Here is a 23,713-nt window from a genome sequence, read left to right on the forward strand (position 1 = left end):
TTACGCAGCAAGGTTAGCAACGGCATGTTTGTTAATCAGAATGTAAAAAAGCTGCGGTTTTTATTGTTAAGGGGTGAATCTAACCCTTAGGCACTCACCTCAAACTCAATCATTTCGAACTTACCCACCCCTAGCTCACTCAAAATGGGCGAGCTTATTTTTATGTTGGCACTACCTTAAGGTAAGCTGACTCCAGTGCCATCCAAGAGGTGGCGCTACCTTTAACCACGGATTAAGCCCTCAGCAGGAGCGCTAATGAGCGAATTAAAGCCCAGTCAAACATCAGTTCAGAACAGATCAACCCGCGGCGCTAAGCGTCGTTTTGGCTTAGCATTATTACCCGCGTTAGTGCTAAGTACGGGGGCGCAGGCCATTGCCACCGCCCCCGTGATTGCCACGCCCGCCTTATTGTCTGCCCAAGACAGTGACCCTAATAAAATGGGCTGGATGCAGGGTTTTCCACCAGCGTCAGATAAACGCATAAAAGCGGCCGATGGCTCTTTTTTTACCTTTCCAGCACTGCGCTATAGCGTAAGCCACATGCGCCAATTTATGCCCACCGTTGAAGTCTCTCGGGGCATAGGTGCGCCATTGCCACTGCCTGTCTCCAAAAAGTTAGACGCGGCCATCGATAATCTGAAATTTACTCCTTGGGACAGCAAGCAATCCATGAGTTTTGCCGACTCGCTAGCCAACAATTACACCGACGGCATGCTGATTCTGCATAAAGGAGAAGTGGTTTATGAGCGCTATTTTGGTGCCTTAGCAGAAAACAAAAAGCATGCGGCCATGTCGGTTACTAAATCTTTTACTGGCACTTTAGCGGCCATCTTGGTTGCCGAAGGTGTGCTGGATTCGAATAAAAAAGTTGCCGAATACGTGCCAGAGCTTAAAGACTCCGCCTTTGGTGATGCCACAGTGCGCCAAGTGATGGACATGACCACCGGCCTGCAATACAGCGAAGACTATGCAGATCCTAATGCCGAAATTTGGGCTTATTCCGCAGCAGGTAATCCTCTGCCTAAACCCGAAGGTTATACAGGCCCAGTCGGCTATTTTGAATACTTGATGCAGGTGAAAAAGCAGGGCGAGCACGGCGACGCTTTTGGCTATAAAACCATTAACAGCGATGCGCTGGGCTGGGTTATTTCACGGGTCACGGATAAGTCGGTGGCGGAGCTGTTATCGGAGAAAATCTGGCAGCGTTTGGGTATGGAGCAAGACGCCTATTATCAGGTGGATGAGCTGGGTATTCCGTTCGCCGGTGGTGGTTTAAGCGCGGGCCTGCGTGATATGGCGCGCTTTGGTGAGCTTATTCGTAACCAAGGCCAGTGGCAGGGCGAGCAAATTATACCCGCCGCCGCCATTAAAGATATTCAACAAGGCGGTGATCCAGAGGACTTTGCCAAGGCTAACTATCGCCAACTTGAGGGCTGGTCCTATCGAGATATGTGGTGGGTGACGCACAATAAAAACGGAGCCTTTGCCGCCCGTGGCGTGCATGGCCAAACCATTTACATCGATCCTACCGCCGAGATGGTTCTGGTACGCTTTGCGTCCCATCCGGTAGCCGGCAATGGCGCCAACGATGGCACTTCATTACCCGCCTACCAAGCAGTGGCCGATTACTTGATGAAAAAGAATTAATGACTAAAGATTTCTTCGCCACGGAATAACACGGAATAACACGGAAAAATTAAGATTGAGATAGAGAGCGAATCTTTATAAGTAAGGTCTTACAAAAATACTCTTTTTCTAATCCTTGTTTATCTTCGTCCGTGTATTCCGTGGCAAAAAAGATATTTCTATCACTTAAGAGGAAAAATTATGAACACAGCAAGCTTGTTTGATCTCAACGGTAAAGTGGCGATTATCACCGGTGGTGCCAAGGGCATTGGTAAAGGTTGCAGCCAGATGCTGGCCGCCCACGGCGCCAGCGTGGTGATTGCCGACTTTAACCTAGATGCCGCCGAAGAAACCGCCGAGCTTATCCGCCAAGAAGGTGGCAAGGCTAAAGCCATGGCATGTAATGTGTTGGAAGACGGTGACTTAACCGGCTTAGTTGATGCCACCTTGGCCGAGTTTGGTCAGATCAATATTCTAGTCAACAACGTAGGCGGCGGTGGTGCCGGTCGTGAAAGCCCTGCCACGTTAACCGTAGAGCAGTTTGCCCATACCTTTCAGCTGAACGTGTTTAGCAATTGGCGACTCGCTCAGTTGTGCGCGCCGCACATGGAAACCGCCGGTTATGGCTCTATCATCAATATGTCATCGATGAGCTCCATAAATAAAAGCCCAGCCATTAGTGCTTATGCCTCGTCTAAAGCGGCCATTAACCACATGACCGCTAACCTTGCCTTCGACTACGGCCCAGCGGGTATTCGCGTTAACGCCGTAGGCCCAGGTGCGGTAAGAACTGATGCGCTGGCGTCCGTATTAACCCCAGAAATCGAAGCCACCATGCTCTCGCATACGCCCATTAAGCGTTTAGGTGAGCCAGAAGATATCGCCGGTGCCGTATTGTACTTTGCCGCCCCCATCTCTAAATGGGTAAGTGGCCAAGTGTTATTTGTAAACGGCGGCGGCGTACAAACGCTGGATTAAGCAAACACGAGTAAACAAAACGGCGTGCTCAATAAGCACGCCGTTTTTATTCGCCTTCGTCACATTGTTCTGTGATAAAGGACTACACAAGATTTAATCGAAGTTGCGGTTGTGTGATCGGATGGAAAATATCATACCTACGACTTTAAAAATTGAAGCCGATATGTTTACCGGTAGGTAGCTCAATATCTATTCGCATCTTGCCACCGGCAGCTTCAACATAGCGCTTCATGCTGGAGATCTTCATATCGGCCCCACGTTGTTCAAGAGCCGCAACAGAAGGCTGGCTGATCCCCATAGCGGCGGCGAGCTCAGCTTGTGACATAGCCAATTCCTCTCGAACAGCCTGAATTTTCACTTCAATCAGCATTTTGTCAGCTGTTTTTTCGATACGATCTCGGCTTTTGGTGGATCGTGAGGCCAGCATATCGCTCAGTTTTCTTGCCATTGGACGCCTCCTTAGCGTTTTAATGTCGCCAGGTGTCTGGCGTATTCTTTATCTGCTATTGGTATCATTTTTTTGTAGAAGCGTTTTTCATCTCCCACCTTGTTATCGGCACACAGAATTATAGCGGTGCGGGCTGGATCAAAAGCGAAAAATGCTCTTAGCGGACCTCCCATATGCTGAATTCGCAGTTCCTTCATATTGAGGTATGCAGACGCATTAACCGTATCTACCAAGGGGCGACCGGTACTGGGGCCACCCTTTTGTAATGCAAGCATACCAGCCAAGACTTTTTCCTGAGTTGGTTCATCTTGCGCATCAAACCACTCGTCAAATAGGTCTGTGGTTTCAACTTCCCACATCGTATGATCTCGGTGTTATATAGACTGTAGTCTATATTGAGGGGGTTGCAAAAGATATGCAATAAGAGAAAGGAATTAGATAGCCCATGGGGTGCAGTGAGGCAGGATAAAAACTCTGCTCGGGAATGCTGGCGCCGTGTAACGGATCTGGTCGATCGATGTTCCACGCTCTGCGGCCAAGGCACACATCCATGCAGGAGCATAGATGCAAAGTGTTTTGGATTTGAAACTTTGCCGCCCCCATCTCTAAATAGGTAAGCGGCCAAGTGCTCGGCGCCAAGCACCAAGCTAAACCAAAACGCCGAACCCGCAAGTTCGGCGTTTTTTTCTGCCGTCATCCTGAACTCGATTCAGGATTTTTTTTTAGGTTTGTGTAGAGGCCGCTTTAGCTGGCCGGTGGCGCGCAGCGGCACTGTCTTCCTGACGCAGGTCAGGATCTCTGAGTTGATACGAACATAACCGGCCGAATCAATTAGCCTCTACCCAAGACATATGGTTTTTGTAGGCGAACACTTGTTCTCGCATTATGCCGCAGGCGTAAATCTTTAACCCATCCAGCTACGCTGGCCCCGCGAACAAGTTGCGGGCTACAAAGACGAGTTTATGTTTCAGCCGTCTTCCTGATGAAAATCAGGATCTCGCACTTATGCCGTCATCCTGATGACCATCAGGATCTAGTTTTTAGGTTTTAAACATACCCATCCAGCTACGCTGGCCTGACGAATTATCAGCAAGTGCCTCAATCGGCGCTAAACATTAGCTGATAAGGGCGGGCGAGGGCGGTGCTAATATCGGCCACCGCAAACACCTTAAAAAATTCGGTAAAACGACGACCTTCAAACCAAATCTGCACCACTGGTAACGCCATAATACCTTGCTGAGCGCACAAAGCGCTGCCCGTGGTTTGGCAGTCGACATAGCAGGCCTGCATAAGCGGAAACTGCTCGGCCAGCAGTCGTTGCAGCTGAGGCTTTAGCGTCTGACACACACCGCAGTCCTCCCCGCCATACAGTACTAGCACTGCCGAATGCTCGGCCAACAAAGCAGCTAATTGTTCCTTACTCGTCACACATTGCATCACTTAAAAAGCCTCTAAATTAAGTTTGGTGTTGATTGTGCTCTTAAACCGCCAACTACGCTGGCCAAAGCGTGGGGCTATACGGGTGGGTTTATGTTTCAGCCGTCATGCTGTACTTGATTCAGTAACGGTATGACGGCAAAGAGCGGTGTGTTGTTTCAGCTGTCATCCTGACGCACGTCAGGATCTCGCTTTAGTTTTAAGAGCAAAGAGCGAGATACCGAGGCCGTCATGCTGATACTGAATCAAGTTCAGCATGACGAAAATTCAGTACCGGTATGACGGCAAAGGGCAGTGGTTTTGTAGGCGAACACTTGTTCTCGCATTATGCCGCAGGCGTAAATCTTTAATACTATCCAGCTACGCTGGCCCCGCGAAGTCCTCTTTACCAAAGAGACGGCGGGCTACAAAAGACTGCGGGCTACAAAACACGACGTTTCACAAAAATACCGGCTACAAGAACGCGCCTGTTATAGATCCCAGCCCCCAGCACGGCATTTTTCGCCAACTAACATAGGCTCAGTGTAAGCATATAAATGGAGGACTTGCCTATGTCTTATCAGCCACAAAAATTAATTTTGTTGTTTGATGGCACGTGGAATGATCCGCAAACCAACACCAACGTAATCAAACTGGCGCGCAGCATAGCGCCGTTTGCGGGCTTGCAACGCCAGCGATTTTTTTACAGCCCAGGTGTGGGCACCACAGATGCCACTCGCCTAATGGGCGGCTTATTTGGTGTGGGTTTAAGCAAAAACCTACTGCAAGGTTACGATTGGCTGGCGCGCCATTACCGGCCCGGTGATGAAGTGTGGGTGTTTGGATTTAGCCGTGGTGCTTATACCGCGCGTAGCATGGTGGGTATGATCCGAAAATGCGGCTTGCTGCACATAGTCACGCCCACCCAATTGGCAGAGGCCGAACGCTTATATCGTAATAAAAGTGCCGCGCCCGATGGCGAGCAATGCCAACAATTTAGGCGCCAATACAGCCAAGAAATCAAAATACACCTGCTGGGTGTGTGGGACACAGTCGGCGCCTTGGGCATACCGGGCACCTTGCTTTCGGAGCGCGGTACTTATGCTTGGCATGACACTCGGCTGTCAAAAATAGTGGAGCGGGCATACCAAGCCATCGCTCTAGACGAGCACAGAGCCGTGTATAACACAGTGCCTTGGACCAGCCCTAACGGCCAAAAAAAGCCCGCACAAAAAATAGTGGAGCAACGGTGGTTTATTGGGGCCCATGCCAATGTGGGCGGCGGATATATTAATGATCCCTTAGCGGATTTAGCCCTGGCGTGGATGCAGCAAAAAGCCATGGCCGCTGGCCTAGTATTGGACGCCATACAGCCCGCTGAAAACCCGTGGCTAACCGCCCCTACCGATTCGTATCACCAGTTTCTTGCCGGATTTTATCGCCATTATCGGCGCTGGTTTCATCCAGGCGACGGCCGTTTTTATCGCAGCTTATATACAGGTGAAGCCGGTGAGCGGTCGGTGGGCGTCACTATCGATGATGCAGTGTGGCTGCGTTGGCAGCATGTGCCCAGCTACCGACCTTATCCCCTTATTCAAGCGGGGCTTGAGCCACCGCTTTAATTTCTCAGCTGATACGCAGTGTGTATGCCAAGCGCGACCAGTGCACGTACTAAAGTCCTATGTGTATTTTCTTAACATTCTGTTAAGGTCTTGCGCATTATGGATGCTGCAACAGTATCTTTGGTCTAAATACGCTAACTGCGCTTAGCTGACTAGCTATCTAAGGGATTATTAGACGATGATGTGGAAAATTTGCCGAATGGCCAGTGCTTTCATTGGTGTAATAGTGGGTGCCGGTTTTGCCTCAGGCCAAGAAGTACTGCAATACTTTACCAGCTTTGGTTATATGGGCACCGCCGCCGCCGTGGTCGCCACCGCCTTATTTGCCTATTTAGGCATGATGCTCACCACGCTGGGCAGTCGCACTCAGGCTCATTCTCATAAAACCGTTATTTATCAGATCAGCGGCCGCCACTTAGGCGTTATCGTCGACTACATCATTATCTTTACCCTGTTTGGCGTGGGCGTGGTCATGATCGCCGGCGCCGGCTCTACGCTTAATCAGCAATTTGGCATTCCGGCTTTCATCGGCAGTGTGGTCATGACCCTATTAATGGGTGCCACCTTAATGCTCAAAGTACAAAGAGTAGTGGCACTGATTGGCAGCATAACGCCATTTTTAGTGCTGGCGCTGGCCTTAATTTGTGGTTACAGCTTATTGACTATGGACCGCACCTTTGCCGAATTAGCCCCTATTGCTGAAAGCATGGAGTCTACCTTGCCCCATTGGCTAATCTCGGCCGTTAACTATGTGTCCTTTAACATTGCCGTGGGTGCGGCCATGTCATTGGTGATGGGTGGCGCCGAGAAAAATGAAAACGTCGCTAAATGGGGCGGTTTGCTGGGTGGCGTAGGGGTGGGGGTGTTGATCATGATCAGTCACCTGGCCATGTTCTCGCAAATCGACAATATTGGCGGTTATGCGTTGCCGTTATTAAAAATTATCGATGGCATTTCGCCTTGGTTGGCCACCGGTATGTCATTTGTGCTGTTTGGCATGATCTTCAGTACCGGTGCCGGCATGTTCTATGCCTTTGTGGCCCGCTTTGTAGAGATGCGTACCCCAGCCGCCAACCGCTTTAGTATCGCCACCTTGCTGATTGGCTTTATCGCCAGCTTTGCCGGCTTTACCAAGTTGGTCGCCTTCTTCTATCCGTTAATTGGCTACTTAGGCTTATTCTTAGTGTTCGCGTTAATCGTGGCGCCCTTTAAGCTCAAGCGCGATGCCAATCGAGCTGAGTTGGCGACGAGCGCTAGCAACTAACCGGCGTATTACATAAATGCAGCCGTACGCTTTAAGCCGCCCAATATCTGGGCGGCTTTTTTATGCGCAACCAACTGACCCTATTATTAAGGTCAGTTTTTAAGATCGCTCTCAAGATAAAGTGCGGGATTAATATTTTAAGTGGCGCTAAGTGAAGGGTGATTAACCGCGTAAACAAAGCGCATGTTACTCAGCGGCTTAAATTGCTATTATTGGGCGTCAAAAAATTATCATTCAAGGATTAAGGTATTGGCTAATTTCGATTACGTTACCGCAAACAAATTAACCCTGAATGCCCATGGGTATAAAAATACCAATCGCACGCTCGTAGCCCTAGTTGGGCTGGGCATTGCGTTTGTGGTATCGGCGATTTACCTACCTGCCACCCCTATAGTGCTGTTGCTTACGGCCGTTGCTTGGTGGTCGCAAAAAAGCCATCCCATTTTGTTAGCCGGTGCCGAGGGTGAAGACTTAGTAATAAACCTGCTCAGTGCACTGCCAGACACCTTTACTGTGTACAACCAAGTTGATCTTCCCAATGCTAAATCGCGCACCGGCTTTAACGAAGCAGACGTCATAGTGGCGGGGCCCAATGCGGTGTTTGTGATTGAAGTGAAACACAACAGTGGCAGCATTAGAGGGGCAGATACCGACCGAGAATGGCGAATAGAGAAGACCAGCCGTGGCGGCAGCGTATATGGAAAAACCATGCGCAATCCCATCTCCCAAGTTAAACGCCTAGTCTGGCTGCTTTCAAAAGACTTAAAAGCCAAAGGCTCGCGCGCCTGGATCCAAGGCGTGGTCTTATTTAGCCACCCAGATGTAGATGCAAAAATTGAGAATGACTCCAACGTACCAGTAATGGGCCGAGCAGACATAGTTAACTACATCAACGCTTACCAAGCCAAATTTGATATTGCCAATAACGCTAAATTGATTAGCGATATCGCAGCACTAAAAGGCGCGTAATCTCATTACTTAACTTAACAGGAGAGCCTAAGCTCAATGTCTGATGTAAACCACGCTAAAGGCATAGCCCCTGCAATTAAACCGACTGAAGCTAGACTTTTCGAAGCTAAAAGTATTGAAGCTAAAGCAATCGAAGCTAAAAGTATCGAGCCGAAAACCCTCGCCGAACTGCAGGCCATGCACACCGGCACTTTAATGAGCCGGCGCCAAGCACTATTAAAGTGCCCAGAAACCTCCACGCTCACCATTGCAGATAAAGCCTCGCTATTCACGCCCATCCGCTTTAAAGACACCACCGTTTGGCAAAACGCCTACCGCGAGCTAAAAACCGAGCTCGATAAACGCGAGCACCTGCCCAATAAACAAGAGCGCAAAGCCCTGCGCCAAGCCAGAGCAAAGAAAAGATAGCGCTATCGCACCCGTTAACGGCGCGGTGTGGTGGCATGTAACAAGCGGGCAAGCAGCATGAGCTCGCTTGTTATCTCCGCCAAAAAATCGTCTTGCGATGGTTTTTCCGTATCGGGCACGGTTTCTTGCCAGACTGTTTCTGGTCTTAATACGGCAGTAAGCGGTACATTACCAGCCATTAAAGACTGCATCTGCTGTGCCAATGCCTCTACCTCCCCCGCCTGCGGTAGCGGGTCATCCGTGCTCCAGTTATCTGCATAAATGGTTACCCTGTCCGCCAAACGCTCCGCGGCCATAATAATCGGAAACCACTTCGTCGCCTCGCGGCTGGCCGGTGGCGGCTCAGACAGCTGCTTTTGTAACTGGCTGCGTAAGTTAGAAAGCTGACGATACACATCGCGACGCAGGCTGGGTAGCGTGGTGGCTGCTGGCTCGCATACACCGCGCAAATAATCGGCCAAGGCCTGCATGGCGACTTGATAAGAGCTAGCCAATTGCCGTTCGTGGGATCTAGACCAAATAAAGTAACCAAATATCAAGACGATAGTGCCGCCGATGGCGGTGTCTATTAAGCGTTGGCCTGCATAATTGATGTTCACCATACCGGGAGAGGTGAGATCAATTAAAATCAGCACCAAAGGCGTGAGTAAGATGGATTGCAACGCATAAGAGCGCAATACGGCCCATGGCATACAGGCGGCCAACGCAATTAAGATCGCCAATAAGCCAATGCCTTTGGGCACCAATATTAAGATGGCTGAGCCAATGAGTACACCAATCGCAGTGCCAATAATGCGCAATACCGCGCGTACAAATACCGAGCCTAATTCCGGTTTCATCACCAGCGCTACCGTCAGCGGTATCCAATACCAATGATCATCTTGCACCCAATATTTCATCGAATAGGCGATGGTCATGCATAACGATAATTTAGCGGCAGTTTTAAGTACCTCAGGGCCGACAATTAAATGGCTTAATTTTAAGTAGCGATTCATCCATAACGTGGATATAAGCGCCGATATATTCCATCGCTGGTCATGACTGCGAGCGGTCTTGGCATTAGTCACATCTAACAGCTCAATACTGGCGGCCAACAGATTAACCCGAGACACTAATCTGTTATTGGGTGCCAAATTACTGGGCAAGGATGGCAAGGCATGTTTATGGCGCACCGCATAGGATAATTGCTGCAGCCAGTGGGCATTAGCGAGCAGTAAGCTGGCATCGTGATGCGCCAAAATAGCGGAAAACACCCCATCGCCAGCTTGTAAAATTGCCGTGTGATGTTGATTGCTTTGGGAGTGTGCATAACGGCTGTCGATCAACACTGTATACAAGACTTCATATTGATCAATCACGGCTTGGCGACTTTGCTCACGCAGCCGCCGACTCGAGTGATCGTTAGCCTTGGCACAGGAGCTGGCAAGCTGGGCCAGGGTCATTAAATAATCGGCTAATAGCTGGCGCTGTGGACGACGCCTGTCAATTAACGCCTCCACGCCCAGCAAGAGCGCATAAAAAGCCGCCCCCACTAAATACAATGCCGCCACCTGCCAATAAGGGATCACATTATGAATATCTGGCGCCAAGCCAAAGGCAACGGTACCGCCAATTAAAGCCTGCAAGGTGCCTTTAGAATAGGCGGGCCCATAACTATTCAGAATACCCGCCACAAAAGACAACAATGCCCCAATAGCGAGCGCCAGCGGATACGGCAAGGCCCATAAATGACCGGCAAAATAGCCCAGTGCGCCAATAGGCGCGACGATTAACAGCCGGTTGAATAAAGAACGATACGAGCCTGGCCCTTCGCCCGCCGACTGCATCATAACGCCGAGAGTGACCCACAAGCAGAACAGCATCTGACCGCTTAAGATGCCGACTGCCAGCGGCGTGCCCACGCCAATCGCCATGCGTATGCTGCGCCCAGTAGGCCATTTAGCCGGATTAGAACGTAATAGCTTATGCAACCACATAATACCTACCCATCTCATTTAAGGGTTTGAGTCCAATAAGCTAGCCTATATCGATAAACATTACCGCGTCTTAACCTAGGTTTTAAGCATGGCGCCGAGCGTTAGGGCAGTGTTGAAAGCTTAATTTTTAATGGTTAATTAAATGGAGAGGGCAACATAGAGCGCCAAGTTTAAAAAGATTTGCTAACTTGTAGCCGCAGTTGGCTGTTAAAAGCAGTACTCCCATGCCATCGGCCCACGAAGCCAAGTACCGTATCTTCACTAATATTTACCTATCAGCTTACCTTTACTTTACTATACTGGGTTGGATTCAATTGAGTTAATTGTCAGCCACATGCTTGTGCAATAAGGAGAGTGCATTCATGGAGCAACAGCAAATCAAGACTTTGCATCACGGTGGCGTGGCGGGCGTTACCGGTTCTTGCCACGAATTGCGAGTGGGCGAGGCGGGCGTATTAATAGATTGCGGCCTGTTTCAAGGCCGTGATCGGCGCGACGACTTACAGATAGAATTCGCCATCGACCACATTCGCGCTTTAATCGTGACCCATGTACACATTGACCATATCGGGCGCATTCCCTATCTACTGGCAGCAGGCTTTAGCGGCCCCATTTACTGCTCAGCACCGTCGGCCTTATTGTTGCCGGCCATGTTAGAAGATGCGCTAAAAATTGGTTTTACCAAAAATAAGGCGCTGATCGCCAGAGTATTGGCGAAGTTGCAGTCACAACTGCAGCCGCTGCCTTATAACGAATGGCAGCCGATAGCAGGCATGGAGCTGAACATTCGCTTACAAAGAGCCGGCCATATTTTAGGCTCGGCCTATGTGGAGTGCGCAACGCCCAGCCAGTGCATAGTGTTCAGTGGCGATTTAGGCGCACCCCATTCGCCATTACTCATGCCGCCACTTCCGCCGGCACGCGCTGAGGTATTAGTACTCGAAAACACTTATGGCGATAAAGATCACGATAACCGCTTAGATAGACGGCTGCGCTTAAAAGCGGCCATAGAGCATGCGCTGGCCGATGGTGGCACGCTGTTGATCCCCGCTTTTAGCTTAGGGCGCACCCAAGATCTCTTATATGAAATAGAAGGCATTATTAGTGAGTTCGGTCATCATAATGTAGCCTCTGGCTTACCCTGGCATGAACTAGAAATCGTAGTGGACTCGCCACTGGCGGCTAACTTTACCGAGCTGTATCGCAAGCTAAAGCCCTTTTGGAATCTTGAAGCTCAAGCGCGGCTGCGCGAGGGGCGTCATCCGTTGGCGTTTGAGCAAATGACGGTGATCGACAGCCATCAAGATCACTTACTCGCGGTGCAATTTTTAGCGCGCAATCATAAGCCCTATATCGTACTGGCCGGCTCCGGCATGTGTACCGGCGGGCGCGTGGTCAACTATTTAAAAGCCTTGCTACAAGATGCCCGCAACGATGTATTGTTTGTGGGCTATCAAGCAGAGGGCACACCTGGGCGAGCAATACTGGACTACGGCCCACCTTTTAATCCGAGCTTAGATCCGACCTTAGCTGATGCAGCACAAACCTCGCCAGAGCCTTGGGTAGAGCTAGATGGCCAGCGTTTTACCATCCGCGCCAAGGTACACCAAGTCAGCGGTTATTCCGCCCATGCCGGCCAAGCGGATTTGATTGCGTTTGCCACCGCCATTACTCCTCATCCTAAGCAAATAAGATTGGTCCACGGCGAAGCACAAGCCAAAGCGGTATTGCAGAAAAAGTTACAAGCACTACTGCCTGCAACAGAAGTGCTGATCCCTTAATACACGCGGTAAGGGCAATGTTGAATGCTGAATTTTTAATGTTGAATGGAAAGGCCAGCCGAGCCTAGAAAGGCCTTTCGAACTTGTAGCCGCCCGTCTCTTTGGTAAAGAGGACTTCGGCGGGCCAGCGTAGCTGGATAGTTTTAAACCAACTATAAACCTCCGAGCTTGCAGGCGTCATCTTTGTTAAACACAGCGCTTGCCTAATTTGCCCAGATGCAAGGGTATAAAGCTGTCCGAAAACATTAAAATCAGGTGCTAAAAAACTTGTATTTATAAATATTGATAGCGTTAAAGTTATTGCTAACGGCTTGCTGCTGTTTTTAACGCTGTTACAGCGAACAGCCTAAGACTGTAATGCTGGTATCTCAGAGTTAAATTTGATAGAACAAGCTTTAATTTAGCTAATTTATATTTAATTTTAGATATAAATCGCACCAAAAACATAGACAACACAGTAGTTTGATGGCGCGATAATTTAAGAGGGAAATAAATGAAAGTAGCAGGCATGGCTCTACTCATCAGCTTAGGTTTGAGCGCTTCAGTACAAGCAGCAACCGCTAACATTCCCAGCTCATTTCATGGCTTTTGGGAAGAGGCTGAGATGTGCAAACTCGCACTTGAGATAGGCGCGCCTAACACTGGCGCCGTTATTTCAGCAACAGAAGTACACGGTTATGAAAATCACTGTGAAGTAAAAGAAGTCACAGCTCCGAGTAAAAATACCATTGAAGTAAGCCTAGCATGCATGCAAGAGGGCGAAAGCCACAATGAAACGCTAGAGCTAAGAAGCTTTGATAATAAATATTTAGTAATCTCACGTGAGGGCGATAACACTTTGCCGCTTGTGCGTTGTGAGTAAAATGCGTAACTTTTAATTATCACTAAGATATTACTTGATTGTTTAAATTAATTGCATAAGCAAGGAAGCAAAGTAATGAATATGGAATTGTTCACGTCGCCCACATTAATGGCTGTTCTAAGTGTTTTGTTTTTTATTGTTGTAGCCTTGCTAAGTGTTAAAGCTCGCGGTAGAAAATCAATTCATCCTTATCAAAGATTAAATGCGATCTTCACTCCCGCCGAAAGATCATTTTTTGGCGTGTTAAGCCAAGCGGTGAGTGATGACGCACTTATTTTTGGCAAGGTGCGCGTGGCAGATGTACTTACGCCTAAAAAAAGTACAGTGAAAGGTGTGTGGCAGACAGCGTTTAATAAAATATCGGCCAAGCACTTCGACTTTGTACTGTGTAGCAAAGACGATTTATCGTTCTTATGTGCCATAGAGCTAGACGACAGATCTCATAACAGTGCCAAAAGACAGGTGAGGGATGCTTTTTTAGAGGAAGCATGCGAATCAGCTAGTTTTCCCTTGATCCGATTCCCTGCGAAATCTAGCTACAAAATCAGTGACGTACGCGATGCATTGAAAGTTGTTTTGGGAGACTCTCCAGCGAGCGAAGCCTTGTCTGCAATAGTAAATACCCCATCTTACGAGAACCTTGAATCAAGGGAACCAAGCGTAATAGGTAAAGTGAGCGCAAGCAGCGACTGGGAGCAGGAACACGAAAAGAGTTGTCCTAAGTGCGCCTCAGAAATGACGTTAAGAGTCGCTAAAAAGGGCAACTCAGCCGGTAACGAGTTTTGGGGCTGCAGCGCTTTTCCCAAGTGCCGGCATATAGAGCCGTTAAGTAATTAGTTCGCAAAATTGTAGTGCTGAGAGTCTTATATGATTATGCCCTTCAGCCGTGCAAAAGGTTTCATGTCGTCGGTGGCGGTGAGGTCTTCATAGTTTGGGTTGCTGGCTTGTAGTCGGTAACTGCCATTTGGATTTTTCTTCACGATGCGTAGCAGGTATTGGTCGTCGCCGGTGGCGTCTTGTTGTTCGATGGCGATGGTTTGATTGCTGATGGATCCCGCACTGTTTGCGCTGATTTGTTCGAGTAATAGTAGGTCGCCATCTTGAATTGGCTGCTTGCCACCATTCATGGAGTTACCACTGGCGTGAGCCAGAAAGTGGCGTTGAATATCGAGCGCTCCGTATTGATCGGGTATGACCTTGAGTTCGGCATTTTCGCTGTTGCCGGTTTTAAAATGGCCGCAGGCGATTTGTAGGCTGGGAAAGTAGGGCAATTCGATCATGTCAGCTTGGGGAGCCGTAACAATATGGCGCTTTACCGGTGTGACTGCATCCTTAATATCCGCTAACGCTGCGGTTTTGCGGCGGCGATACTCAGCTAATCGCAAGTCGACGAGCTCTTGCATCATTAAGTGCAAGGTTTCGAGTTCATCTTCTGGCAAGGTAAAGCGCGGCGTGAAGTGCTCGTCGACTACCTCAAACCAGTAGTCAGCTTGGGAGTCTTTATTGCCGCTGGTGCTGAACTTAATCGGATTATTCTTCCAGTACGTCAGCCAAGTTTTTGAGTCGGCTGTCATGGCTTGCTGTGCGGCTGGCAAATCCAGTTGTAATAGGTCGGGGTGGCGTTCCAATACATAGCGCGATTGTTCGGCCAAGGCGCTTAAGGTCGGCGGTTTACGCAGGCCGTCGAGCTCTAGCAAGGCTTGCAGTAAGATGATTTTAAAGCTCTTAGTGAGCGTGGTGGTTTCGATACCGGTCAGTAAGAAGTCTCTGAGTTTATCTAATACCATGACTTCGGATGAGCTCAAGTCATGTTCACTGAGTACCAATTCAAACCAGCTGCCGTGTTGCTTGCGCAGCTTGGTGAAATCAAATCCAGCCTGAAACGCTTGTACTGCAGTGGGGCGATAACCCAGTTGCTCTTTTAAACGACGATAATCATCAACCACTTTAACGCGGCCGCCGTAGCGTAGCTTGTCCATTAGCGGGAGTAGTTGCGGCTCTAAATTGATAAAGCAGCCGTCGGGTAAGCTTGGCGTTATTGAGCCGTTGGCACTGCTATTCTCTTGAGTTATTTCACGCAGTAATTCAGGTTTAAATAAGCAGGCTTTATGATTGCCGACTAAATCCACCACCATCAAGTGTGTTTTGCCGGCACACAGCCGTAAACCGCGACCTAGTTGCTGTAAGAAAACAATGCGCGATTCGGTAGGGCGCAACATCAGCAGAGTATCGATGGCCGGCAGATCTGTGCCTTCGTTAAATAAGTCGACCGAAAAGATCACTTCCAAGGTGCCTGCCGCCAATTCGCTGAGCGCTTGGTTACGCGGCATAGCGGAGCCCGCATACACAGCAGCGGCTTGAATACCGGCCTCATTAAAGATACTCGCCATAAAATCCGCATGACGAGTGGAGATACAAAACGCCAAAGTGCGACTTTGTTTAAACTCTTGCCACTTTTTCAGTGCATGCTGAGCGCGTTTTTGGCTGGCAAAAGCCGCATCTAACGCTTGTGGATCGAAGCGGCCGTTGCGCCACGGAATTTCATCGTAATTAATAAACTCATCAAACACGCCTTGGTAGATAAAGGGCACCAAATGTCTATCAATAATGGCGTCACGCAGTCCGCGTTCAAACACTAAATTGTCGTCACACAGGGCGAGAATATCGGCTTGGTCGGTTCGATCAGGTGTGGCGGTTAAGCCGAGTAAAAAACGCGGTCTAAAGTAATCCAATAATTTGCGATAGGTGGGCGCAGTAGCGTGGTGAAATTCGTCAACGATGATGTAATCAAAGTGGTCTTGGGCGAACTTTTGTAAATGCTCGTCACGACCCAGAGTTTGTACCGAGGCAAACAGCCAGTCGGCTTGTTGCTGCTGTTGGCCGTTGTATAAGCCGGTGTGCGCTTTGGGGTTCATGCGAATAAAGGTGGCTTGGGCTTGGAGGATAATCTCTTCTCTATGCGCCACAAATAGCAGCTTTTTGGCGTGAAGCTGGCGGGCGTCAAAGGCGGCCAGCCAAGTTTTGCCAAGGCCGGTGGCCATCACTACTAAGCCGCGCTTAAAACCCTGACTTCGGCTGTTATGTAAGGCGGCGAGTGCTTCTTCTTGTACTGCATTAGGCAATGGCGTTTCGCGTAAGAATTCATTATCCGTGTCGGTATCACCGGTGATCAGACGCAGGCTGGTGAGCGAGCTGTGCTGATAGCGCTCAAGGTAACCGTCAATCCAATCATGAGTCAGAGCGACTACGCGTTTATCTTTTACCAATTGCTGCATCTGTGTTTGCAGAGCTAATAAGCTGATCGCTGCTGGGCTATCAGGCTCAGCATCTACGCTAAGTTGCCAATTCCACTCCAGTGATTCGGTAAGGGCGGCGCGGGAGATATTACTAGAGCCAACCAGTCCAAGGCCCGTTAAGTGCTGGCTGTTATGCTGCTGAATAAACAGATAGGATTTAAGGTGAAAGCCCGCATTGCGGTTACTTTCATAAACCTTAATCACGGCACCGCGCTCGGCTAACAGCATCATCTCGCGCAGCGCCACCGGTTCGGTTACGTCCAAATAATCGGAGGTGATGATATGCAGTGTTACGCCGCGCGCCAAGGCTTCAAATAGGGCGTCATGTAAAAGCTGCCAACCGCTGTAACGAATGAAAGACACAGCAATGCCGATCTGGCTGTCGGTTCTGGTTTTGTTAATGGCGTCGAGCAAGGTATCGAGTAGCGGCTGGTTAAAATTTGGATCGTTTGAACTGCCACCGGTCAGCAGTAGAGGGGCAGTCATTTTGTTTCTTTCCTTAAAATAGCATTCAACCAGCGCTCGTGTTCTCGGCTTGGGCGCACGTCACCGGTTTGCCAGTGTTCAATTACGGTTAATGGCAGCTGGCTGACTAACTCGCTTAAACCCGTTTCATCCAGATTGGTGAAATGGCGACCGTCTCGGCTTACGTCATCTTGGCCGTATTTAAAGGAGCAGTAAAACACGCCGTTTGGTTTGAGCTGTGCACTTAAGTGTGCCATCACTTGTTTGAGTTCAGCGCGTGGTACATGTAATAAAGAAGCGCAGGCCCAAATCGCATCCACGGGCTCGGGTGCGGCGAATTCCTCAAAACTGCATACGCTAACCGGCAAGCCGGTGTGTTGTTGGGCGAGTTCAACTAAAGCCGGGCTGGCGTCAAAGGCGCTTACGGTAAAGCCCAAGTTGGCAAAGTGCAGGCTGTCGCGACCCGAGCCACAACCGGCATCGACTATATGACCGCCAACCGGCACATGAGGCAAAAACCGCTGATACAGCGGCGCCATGTCTACAAAGGCGGTGCTTTGATAAAAAGATTTGGCCTGTTGTTGGTAGTAATCGACAGACTTAATTGGCTTTAAGGACATAGCTGGGCTTTAAGAAAGGGAACTTGTTGGGTACTGTATCAGACTCAACAAAGACTTACCTCGCACTGGCGAGCGGTAAGTGATGTTGGCTAGCTAGCTAGTCAGGCAAGAGTAAGCGTATCAATGTAAGCATAAGTTAATAAGCAGGAGGCTTTAATGACATTAAGCGAACAAGACTTACGACATCTGCGCCGTTGTGTGGCGTTGGCGGAAGAATCATTGAATGAAGGTGACCAGCCGTTTGGCTCCGTTTTGGTGTCAGCACAAGGAGCTGTGCTGGCCGAAGATCATAATCAAATTAATACCAATGCTACCTTTCATCCAGAATTGGCGTTGGCCCAGTGGGCGGCGGAGCACTTAAGCGAAACCGAACGCGCGCAAGCCACTGTGTATACCTCGGGCGAGCATTGCCCGATGTGTGCTGCTGCCCATGCGTGGGCGGGCTTGGGGCGAGTGGTGTACATTTGCTCGGGTAAACAATTTGCCCAGTGGTGCCATGAATGGGGGCTGCCAGCGTCGCCGGTAAAAGCACTGGCCATTAATGAAGTAGCGCCAGAAGTTACGGTAGTTGGCCCAGTGCCTGAGTTAATGAATCAGGTACGAGCACTGCACATGCGGTATTTTGGTATTACCCAGAAGTAGAAGAGAGCAGCGCCGAGCACCAAGCGCCCGGCGCCAAGTTCAATCGAAACAAGATTAAACCGGGCAGCGCCTAGCGCCAAGTTAAACCGAGATCCTGACGTGCGTCAGGAAGACAGCCTAAAAGATAAACCCCCGACTTGCTCTTACCATTAATCGCCACTTTTAGATCTGATCACTATTTTTCCGCGTTCTTCCGTGGGTTCCGTTGCCAATAAGCTTGAGTGTTTTAAATATCAGCCCGAGATCCTGACGTGCGTCAGGATGACGGCGTAAAGGCATAACACACTTAGTTGAGTCGCGTTTTTTAGTTTTGGTCTAGCCGCTTTGCTCGTTTTTCTACACCGGAGAAAATGACTTCACTTATATCAGCAGGAAAATTTTCAGGTAACGACTGTCTGACGCTATTGATAGCCGTTGGAACTCGGTCTCTAACGTCATCTAAAATCGTTTGCATGGCTGTTTCATCAAATCCGGCCGCACGGGCAGTGGTTAGAAAGTGGCGAGGAAAAAGGTTATACCATTGATAATGGCGGCCAGATGATCCTTGTAGGGCCATGGCCATTTTGATTTTTCGCTCCGAGAGCCCCGAGCCACCCATAACTGGGTAGGCCGAAAGAATGTCATAGAGTGGTGTGAGTCTGAAGGCCCCATTTGGTAGTAAAAAAACTGAAAAGTTTTTGGCGTGTCCATCCGTTGCTGCTAATAGCCAGAATACGACTTGGGCTAGCATGAAGGTTGCTCTATCTTGTTCTGGTTGAGCTGAGCCCAATAGGTAACTCATAATCTTGACAATATTTGGGCCTCCATCACTTTCGTATTTAAGGCCGGGTGATACGCCTAGAACCTGACAAAAGTCTTCTTGTGGTAAGCGCATAATCCATTGACCGTCAGATGATCGTCGCCGGTCAAAGCGGGCCACGGACAATGCTCGAAAGCCTCGCACGTCAAGAATATCCGCGGCTGCTACTTCCAAACCAAGTGCACCGGCTAAGCGTAAGCAAACCAATTCATTTTCGACGCTAGTACTTAAATCAATGGTATGAGAATGACTTTGGATGGTACCTATCGGTAACTTGATAATGTGTGTGGTGGGTGTACTGCCTAGCGGTAGATACCAATTTTCGTTTTGTTTGAGTAGCGCAGTTTTTTCTTGTGCGCCGGCAATCGAAATTCGAAAGTCTTCTTCACCGCTAATCATCCCCAATGGTGCATTGCTTTGATAACCTTGCAAGATATTCAGCAGCGCCGATTGAGTTAACTTCTTACAATGAATGCTTCTAACCCCTTCTGGTTGCTGACTGGCAGGGTAGATCTGTAGAGCCCCCACGCTATCCATCCCAATTTTGGCTAATAGATCAAAGGGCTGACTTGAAGCTGCCTGATGACGAGCGACAATGCGCTGTCGAGTCTGCATTTTGTCGGGTAATAGGTTATCAAAAAAATTGTATACCTCTTCACCTTTGAAGCGTTGTTTGCCTAATGGTAGGGATAGAGAAATGGGGCGAGAGCCGGGCATATCGAGCCAGTCTTGATGGTACCAAAACTCATGAGTACCAGATGATGATCGATATAGCGTGCCTACTTGGTAGCCATTCATGGCGATAGTTAGCTGTGCCATTACCATTCCTCCTGCCATTGCTCAGTAGTATTAGGAGCACTGCCACGCGGCTTAACTTCTAGCTCTAAATCCAATGCCGAAAGCAATTTGAACAGGGTATCGAGGCGAGTACCGTCGGGCGTGTTTTCGAATTTTGAAACGGTATCTTGGCGCAGCCCAACCTTGCGAGCCACTAGGGTCTGTGATTGACCTTGTTGTTTACGCTGATCTTGTAATACATGGCTGAGTTGATGGGCAGAAGTTACTTTCATGAATTCTCCTTACACGCTATAGAAGGTAAAGATAGTTTATACGCTATAGCGTGTAAACGCTAAGTTATACGCTATAGCGCGTAGCGAGAGTTAAGGTTTAATTCATATGACGTGCACTCATAAAGCAACCGGTCGGTTTTTTGTAACCATACGGCACAGTTCAAAATGAGATCCTGACGTGCGTCAGGAAGACGGCTAAAACAACACACCGCCCTTTGCCGTCATACCGAACTTGCTTCGGTATCTCGCTCTTAGTACTAAAACCTTAAAACCAAGATCCTGATGTGCATCAGGAAGACGGCATAAGTGCGAGATCCTGACGTGCGTCAGGATGACGGCTTAAAACACCGCTCTTTGTCGGAGCGGTGTTTCTGGCTTGGTATCTATTTTTAGCTGGGCGCCGAGCGCTTGGTGCTGGGCGCTATATCTTCCCCTCACACCTTACGCTTTACTTTTCACAACGACGTTTTGCTGCACAAAACCGGCCGGCTGAAGCGGCCTCTACCAGGATAGGTGTTTGGGTTTTCTTTTACTCCTCACTCCTCACGCTTCACCCTTCACGGGCGAAGCCCTAGATCAAACACCGCTTTTTGTGTGGGCGGTGTTTCTGGTTTGGTATCTATTTTAGCTGGGCGCTTGGTGCTCGGCGCTATGTCTTTCACACCTCATTTCACTGAGGTCAGCATATCACCCGGGTGATGCGCACTTGGCGGGCGACGCCGTCGGCGGGGGCGAGCAGGCTGTAGTCGGTGTGGCTTTGTTGCACCACAAACTGCGCTTTGGATGAGGTTTCGCTGTAATAGCCAGGTTGCAGTTGGCGTCTGTGGATCAAGGTAAAGCGGTCACCGGGTTGAATACCGGCGTCACGGCCAAGATCCATTAAGATACCCTCGTCGGATTGCTGCAAGATATGGCCAATGGCCTTCATGCAAGACTGGGCGTTGACGATATCGCGGGCAATGCGCTGCAAGAGTTGGTCGGCGGCTTGGCCATAAGAAGATTGCCAAAAGCTTTGTTGCTGCACATTCACTACCTCATGCTTTTTAAACGACCAAGGCGCTTCTACGCGGTATTGCTGTTGCAATAATCGCTCGCCGGTAAAGCTGTCTTCTAAGGTGACGGACAATACAAACTGACGGGGCTGCTCTTTAAAGCGCCATTGCACCCAATCACCGTCTTCCATGCTGATGTCGTTCAGCACGCCGCTGAGCAGTAATCGAGATTGTTGTTTTTTCGCTAATACGTCACTGCCTTGGCGCAAGCCTTGGCTGCGGGGCAGTTGGGTGTCGGTGGTAATTTGATAGGGCAGTTGCGTCATCAAATTGACGCTCGGCGTTAGATGCTGAGCCAAACGGGCGGCGGTGGCGTTACCTAATTCATAAATTTGGCCAAATCGACCTTGATCCGGATGCTGAATAGCAAAGCTAGTGAGGCTAATACCTGGGCGATAACGACTGGCACACTTGGCTTGCACTTGTTGCGGGTTGGGCCAAATATCGGCGCGCACGGTTAGCCATAAGCGGCCTTGCGCGCTGCGCTCGTTTAGGATCACATAATCCATTAGCTCGCCTTGGGCGGCAATGTCGAGTTGCTGGCCAGAGAGCGCGCCGTTAGTGACCGATTGCACGGTAGTAATGGAGGCGCCGGCTTGCAGCAGGGCATCGGTCAGCGCTTGTTCGAGCGCTTGTTGGCGCGCGGTTTCTGCACCTTGGCTCAGCAATGCTGAGCCTTCCGCTTGATACCAATCGGCATTGGCCGCAAACGGCAGTGCCAGTGGCAACAGCAAACACAATGAGGGCAAAAGGGCTTTTATTGACACGGTCGCATCCTGAGTAACACCACTGCCAGCATTAAGTTGGCGCGGTGATCAATTGTTGGCAAGGATTATGCAAAAACCTTGCCTAATAAGTACAGTAAAAGGCGGCTTTGCTGTTAATGGCGTTTTTAACACTGGTTTTGGTTAGGGTTTATGGGTATATCTAGCCGCTAGATATAGACGCCGCGGTAATAACGGCAGTTTTTTGCCGCTCGTCTTGTTTTAGACTAATCGCTTTTGTTTGCTGCCTGTTGGTGAGTGAGCGAACAGCCTTAGCCGTAAAGTTTGCCGTCGCTTGGCCGATAGCTTAACTAGTCGACAAGTGTCATTTATTTAATGGGAGTCATGATGAGTAAACCTCTTTTTCTGCTGGTGGTACTGGGGCTAACGGCCTGTACTTCCTCAGGAGAGCAGCAGTTTGATGCTAATAATCATTATCTGCCCCACGATCATGCATCCCACTATATTAATCGCAAGCCTCTGGGGCCTTTAGTGCAGCCAGAGGTGTCGCCGCGCCACAGCCAAGATGGCGTGCCAATGCGCATGAGTGCTGGTACGCGCAGCGCTTATTTGCCGCAGGCGGGACCGTCTTTGGTGGGCGGACAAACCCAGCTGCAACAGCATATGTCGGCTTTGGCTTATCGTTTGGTGTCCAGTGCGCACAAGTTGAATACTCAGTCGGGCATTGCGGTGAGCGGCTTTGTGGATCAGCAAGATTATAACAGCCAAGATGACTTTAGCCGTTTGTTGTCTGAAACCATGATGTTTCAACTCAATCAATATGGCTTGCGGGTTGTGGACTTTAAAACCTTGCCTTTTATCCGCATTACGCCAGAAGGCGACATTACTACCAGTCGTGATTATCGCCAGCTAAGTGGCCGCATCAATGCGCAGTATTTGGTACACGGCACTGTGAGTGAAACCACCGGCGGGCGGTTAGTTAATGCGCGCTTGGTGTCGATGGCCGATAATAGTTTGGTTGCCAGCGCCCAGCAGTTTATTCCTGAATACCTAGTGGCCAGCATGCTTAAAGCCCAAGGCCCGGAGCCCAGAGTGCAAGTGATTACGCCTGAATATAGGAGCCGTTATGCTAAGTAAGCGCGGGTTATTAATGTGCTTAATGCTATGGCCTTTAATGGCCTGCAGCAACAGCACGGGCGGGCCGATTTTTGCGAAACAACTTATTTATGCGGTGGGCTATGCGCCCATTAGCTTGCAGCAGCCGGTGGATCCTCAGCAAAAACTATTGCACGCCATGCGCGCCTCTAAGTTAGATGCCTATCGAGAGCTGACCGAGCAGTTAAGTGGGGTGATGACTTCAAGCTCCAGCATTACCAACAGCAATATTTTGCAAGACGGTGCGGTAAGCAACAGCAGCCGAGGTGTGGTGCGCGGCGCGCGGGTAGTAAACAGTTACCCAGACGGTGATATGTATATCACCGAGCTAGAGCTAGATTTAAAGTTGTATGAACAGCTAAGACGCGGGTATTGAGGGCAATGCTTAATTGTGAATTGTAAGTGCAGCTAAAACGAAAACACCAGATCTTGTAGAAGCCGCTTTAGCCGGCTGGTTTTTCGCAGAAAAACTCCCCATCTAAAACGAGATCCTGATGGGCACAGAATGACGGCTAAAAATACAGCAGACACAGCCCTAC

General features: G+C 49.4%; 21 protein-coding genes. 12 read left to right on the top strand and 9 right to left on the bottom strand.

Annotated features, from left to right (window positions below):
* The first annotated feature begins 255 nt into the window (after positions 1 to 255).
* Positions 256 to 1,647: a serine hydrolase domain-containing protein gene (locus tag CBP31_RS12445; protein WP_087037759.1), complete on the top strand. Its 1,392-nt coding sequence runs from the start codon at positions 256 to 258 to the stop codon at positions 1,645 to 1,647.
* Positions 1,648 to 1,827: 180 nt separating this feature from the next.
* Positions 1,828 to 2,604, top strand: coding sequence for a glucose 1-dehydrogenase (locus CBP31_RS12450; RefSeq protein ID WP_087037761.1), 777 nt, complete (start codon positions 1,828 to 1,830; stop codon positions 2,602 to 2,604).
* Between the two features lie 145 nt (positions 2,605 to 2,749).
* On the opposite strand, the gene CBP31_RS12455 is transcribed toward CBP31_RS12450, so the two are convergent.
* The 3 genes from CBP31_RS12455 to CBP31_RS12465 all read right to left on the bottom strand — a co-directional run bounded on the left by CBP31_RS12455 (position 2,750) and on the right by CBP31_RS12465 (position 4,480).
* Positions 2,750 to 3,052, bottom strand: coding sequence for a helix-turn-helix domain-containing protein (locus tag CBP31_RS12455; protein WP_087037764.1), 303 nt, complete (start codon positions 3,050 to 3,052; stop codon positions 2,750 to 2,752).
* An 11-nt stretch (positions 3,053 to 3,063) separates the two neighbouring features.
* Positions 3,064 to 3,411 (bottom strand): type II toxin-antitoxin system RelE/ParE family toxin, encoded by a 348-nt coding sequence (locus CBP31_RS12460; RefSeq protein WP_087037766.1) that lies wholly within the window; start codon positions 3,409 to 3,411, stop codon positions 3,064 to 3,066.
* Positions 3,412 to 4,150: 739 nt separating this feature from the next.
* Positions 4,151 to 4,480: a thioredoxin domain-containing protein gene (locus tag CBP31_RS12465; protein ID WP_227875026.1), complete on the bottom strand. Its 330-nt coding sequence runs from the start codon at positions 4,478 to 4,480 to the stop codon at positions 4,151 to 4,153.
* Between the two features lie 560 nt (positions 4,481 to 5,040).
* On the opposite strand from CBP31_RS12465, the gene CBP31_RS12470 reads away from it, so the two are divergent.
* The 4 genes from CBP31_RS12470 (at position 5,041) to CBP31_RS12485 (ending at position 8,731) form a co-directional block, all read left to right on the top strand.
* Entirely contained in the window at positions 5,041 to 6,090 is a 1,050-nt protein-coding gene (locus tag CBP31_RS12470) for a DUF2235 domain-containing protein (protein WP_087037770.1), read from the top strand.
* Between the two features lie 178 nt (positions 6,091 to 6,268).
* Complete coding sequence (locus tag CBP31_RS12475; protein ID WP_227875027.1) at positions 6,269 to 7,354, top strand: YkvI family membrane protein; 1,086 nt, start codon at positions 6,269 to 6,271, stop codon at positions 7,352 to 7,354.
* Between the two features lie 249 nt (positions 7,355 to 7,603).
* Entirely contained in the window at positions 7,604 to 8,323 is a 720-nt protein-coding gene (locus CBP31_RS12480; protein ID WP_161492523.1) for a nuclease-related domain-containing protein, read from the top strand.
* A gap of 36 nt (positions 8,324 to 8,359) precedes the next feature.
* Positions 8,360 to 8,731 (top strand): hypothetical protein, encoded by a 372-nt coding sequence (locus CBP31_RS12485; protein ID WP_087037774.1) that lies wholly within the window; start codon positions 8,360 to 8,362, stop codon positions 8,729 to 8,731.
* A 14-nt stretch (positions 8,732 to 8,745) separates the two neighbouring features.
* On the opposite strand, the gene CBP31_RS12490 is transcribed toward CBP31_RS12485, so the two are convergent.
* Complete coding sequence (locus CBP31_RS12490) at positions 8,746 to 10,707, bottom strand: FUSC family protein (RefSeq protein WP_161492524.1); 1,962 nt, start codon at positions 10,705 to 10,707, stop codon at positions 8,746 to 8,748.
* Positions 10,708 to 11,069: 362 nt separating this feature from the next.
* Between CBP31_RS12490 and CBP31_RS12495 the strand changes: the two genes are divergently transcribed.
* From CBP31_RS12495 to CBP31_RS12505, 3 genes are all read left to right on the top strand, one after another.
* Entirely contained in the window at positions 11,070 to 12,488 is a 1,419-nt protein-coding gene (locus CBP31_RS12495) for an MBL fold metallo-hydrolase RNA specificity domain-containing protein (RefSeq protein ID WP_087037779.1), read from the top strand.
* A gap of 493 nt (positions 12,489 to 12,981) precedes the next feature.
* Positions 12,982 to 13,350: a hypothetical protein gene (locus CBP31_RS12500; protein ID WP_087037781.1), complete on the top strand. Its 369-nt coding sequence runs from the start codon at positions 12,982 to 12,984 to the stop codon at positions 13,348 to 13,350.
* A 75-nt stretch (positions 13,351 to 13,425) separates the two neighbouring features.
* Positions 13,426 to 14,187: a DUF2726 domain-containing protein gene (locus CBP31_RS12505; protein ID WP_227875028.1), complete on the top strand. Its 762-nt coding sequence runs from the start codon at positions 13,426 to 13,428 to the stop codon at positions 14,185 to 14,187.
* A gap of 26 nt (positions 14,188 to 14,213) precedes the next feature.
* Here CBP31_RS12505 and CBP31_RS12510 read toward each other — a convergent pair whose 3' ends face one another.
* Positions 14,214 to 17,132, bottom strand: coding sequence for a DEAD/DEAH box helicase family protein (locus CBP31_RS12510; RefSeq protein WP_087037783.1), 2,919 nt, complete (start codon positions 17,130 to 17,132; stop codon positions 14,214 to 14,216).
* Positions 17,129 to 17,731 carry a class I SAM-dependent methyltransferase gene (locus tag CBP31_RS12515; protein WP_087037785.1) on the bottom strand — a complete coding sequence of 201 codons (603 nt, stop codon included), beginning with the start codon at positions 17,729 to 17,731 and terminating at the stop codon, positions 17,129 to 17,131. The genes CBP31_RS12510 and CBP31_RS12515 overlap by 4 nt, the downstream gene beginning before the upstream one ends.
* 156 nt (positions 17,732 to 17,887) lie before the next feature.
* Here CBP31_RS12515 and CBP31_RS12520 point away from each other — a divergent pair, with 156 nt between their 5' ends.
* A complete protein-coding gene (locus CBP31_RS12520) occupies positions 17,888 to 18,373 on the top strand; it encodes a nucleoside deaminase (RefSeq protein ID WP_087037787.1) in 486 nt (161 codons plus the stop codon).
* A 304-nt stretch (positions 18,374 to 18,677) separates the two neighbouring features.
* Here the strand turns inward: CBP31_RS12520 and CBP31_RS12525 are convergent, their stop codons facing one another.
* The 3 genes from CBP31_RS12525 to CBP31_RS12535 all read right to left on the bottom strand — a co-directional run bounded on the left by CBP31_RS12525 (position 18,678) and on the right by CBP31_RS12535 (position 22,061).
* On the bottom strand, positions 18,678 to 19,991 hold the full coding sequence (locus CBP31_RS12525; RefSeq protein ID WP_087037789.1) for a type II toxin-antitoxin system HipA family toxin: 1,314 nt from the start codon (positions 19,989 to 19,991) through the stop codon (positions 18,678 to 18,680).
* A complete protein-coding gene (locus tag CBP31_RS12530) occupies positions 19,991 to 20,242 on the bottom strand; it encodes a helix-turn-helix domain-containing protein (protein ID WP_087037791.1) in 252 nt (83 codons plus the stop codon). Before CBP31_RS12530 ends, CBP31_RS12525 begins: the two co-directional genes overlap by 1 nt.
* Positions 20,243 to 20,921: 679 nt before the next feature.
* Complete coding sequence (locus CBP31_RS12535) at positions 20,922 to 22,061, bottom strand: flagellar assembly protein T N-terminal domain-containing protein (RefSeq protein ID WP_227875029.1); 1,140 nt, start codon at positions 22,059 to 22,061, stop codon at positions 20,922 to 20,924.
* Positions 22,062 to 22,406: 345 nt separating this feature from the next.
* On the opposite strand from CBP31_RS12535, the gene CBP31_RS12540 reads away from it, so the two are divergent.
* Positions 22,407 to 23,156: a FlgO family outer membrane protein gene (locus CBP31_RS12540; protein ID WP_087037793.1), complete on the top strand. Its 750-nt coding sequence runs from the start codon at positions 22,407 to 22,409 to the stop codon at positions 23,154 to 23,156.
* Positions 23,146 to 23,550: an LPP20 family lipoprotein gene (locus CBP31_RS12545; protein ID WP_227875030.1), complete on the top strand. Its 405-nt coding sequence runs from the start codon at positions 23,146 to 23,148 to the stop codon at positions 23,548 to 23,550. The genes CBP31_RS12540 and CBP31_RS12545 overlap by 11 nt, the downstream gene beginning before the upstream one ends.
* Positions 23,551 to 23,713 lie beyond the last annotated feature (163 nt).

It is taken from the genome of Oceanisphaera profunda (assembly GCF_002157895.1).
Taxonomy (GTDB): Bacteria; Pseudomonadota; Gammaproteobacteria; order Enterobacterales; family Aeromonadaceae; genus Oceanimonas; species Oceanimonas profunda.

Excerpts from the sequence above, each read along its gene's own strand:
- CBP31_RS12445 (WP_087037759.1), top strand. The coding sequence starts at position 256 with ATGAGCGAATTAAAGCCCAGTCAAACATCAGTTCAGAACAGATCAACC.
- CBP31_RS12450 (WP_087037761.1), top strand. The coding sequence starts at position 1,828 with ATGAACACAGCAAGCTTGTTTGATCTCAACGGTAAAGTGGCGATTATC.
- CBP31_RS12455 (WP_087037764.1), bottom strand. The coding sequence starts at position 3,052 with ATGGCAAGAAAACTGAGCGATATGCTGGCCTCACGATCCACCAAAAGC.
- CBP31_RS12460 (WP_087037766.1), bottom strand. The coding sequence starts at position 3,411 with ATGTGGGAAGTTGAAACCACAGACCTATTTGACGAGTGGTTTGATGCG.
- CBP31_RS12470 (WP_087037770.1), top strand. The coding sequence starts at position 5,041 with ATGTCTTATCAGCCACAAAAATTAATTTTGTTGTTTGATGGCACGTGG.
- CBP31_RS12475 (WP_227875027.1), top strand. The coding sequence starts at position 6,269 with ATGATGTGGAAAATTTGCCGAATGGCCAGTGCTTTCATTGGTGTAATA.
- CBP31_RS12485 (WP_087037774.1), top strand. The coding sequence starts at position 8,360 with ATGTCTGATGTAAACCACGCTAAAGGCATAGCCCCTGCAATTAAACCG.
- CBP31_RS12490 (WP_161492524.1), bottom strand. The coding sequence starts at position 10,707 with ATGTGGTTGCATAAGCTATTACGTTCTAATCCGGCTAAATGGCCTACT.
- CBP31_RS12495 (WP_087037779.1), top strand. The coding sequence starts at position 11,070 with ATGGAGCAACAGCAAATCAAGACTTTGCATCACGGTGGCGTGGCGGGC.
- CBP31_RS12500 (WP_087037781.1), top strand. The coding sequence starts at position 12,982 with ATGAAAGTAGCAGGCATGGCTCTACTCATCAGCTTAGGTTTGAGCGCT.
- CBP31_RS12505 (WP_227875028.1), top strand. The coding sequence starts at position 13,426 with ATGAATATGGAATTGTTCACGTCGCCCACATTAATGGCTGTTCTAAGT.
- CBP31_RS12510 (WP_087037783.1), bottom strand. The coding sequence starts at position 17,132 with ATGACTGCCCCTCTACTGCTGACCGGTGGCAGTTCAAACGATCCAAAT.
- CBP31_RS12515 (WP_087037785.1), bottom strand. The coding sequence starts at position 17,731 with ATGTCCTTAAAGCCAATTAAGTCTGTCGATTACTACCAACAACAGGCC.
- CBP31_RS12520 (WP_087037787.1), top strand. The coding sequence starts at position 17,888 with ATGACATTAAGCGAACAAGACTTACGACATCTGCGCCGTTGTGTGGCG.
- CBP31_RS12525 (WP_087037789.1), bottom strand. The coding sequence starts at position 19,991 with ATGGCACAGCTAACTATCGCCATGAATGGCTACCAAGTAGGCACGCTA.
- CBP31_RS12530 (WP_087037791.1), bottom strand. The coding sequence starts at position 20,242 with ATGAAAGTAACTTCTGCCCATCAACTCAGCCATGTATTACAAGATCAG.
- CBP31_RS12540 (WP_087037793.1), top strand. The coding sequence starts at position 22,407 with ATGAGTAAACCTCTTTTTCTGCTGGTGGTACTGGGGCTAACGGCCTGT.
- CBP31_RS12545 (WP_227875030.1), top strand. The coding sequence starts at position 23,146 with ATGCTAAGTAAGCGCGGGTTATTAATGTGCTTAATGCTATGGCCTTTA.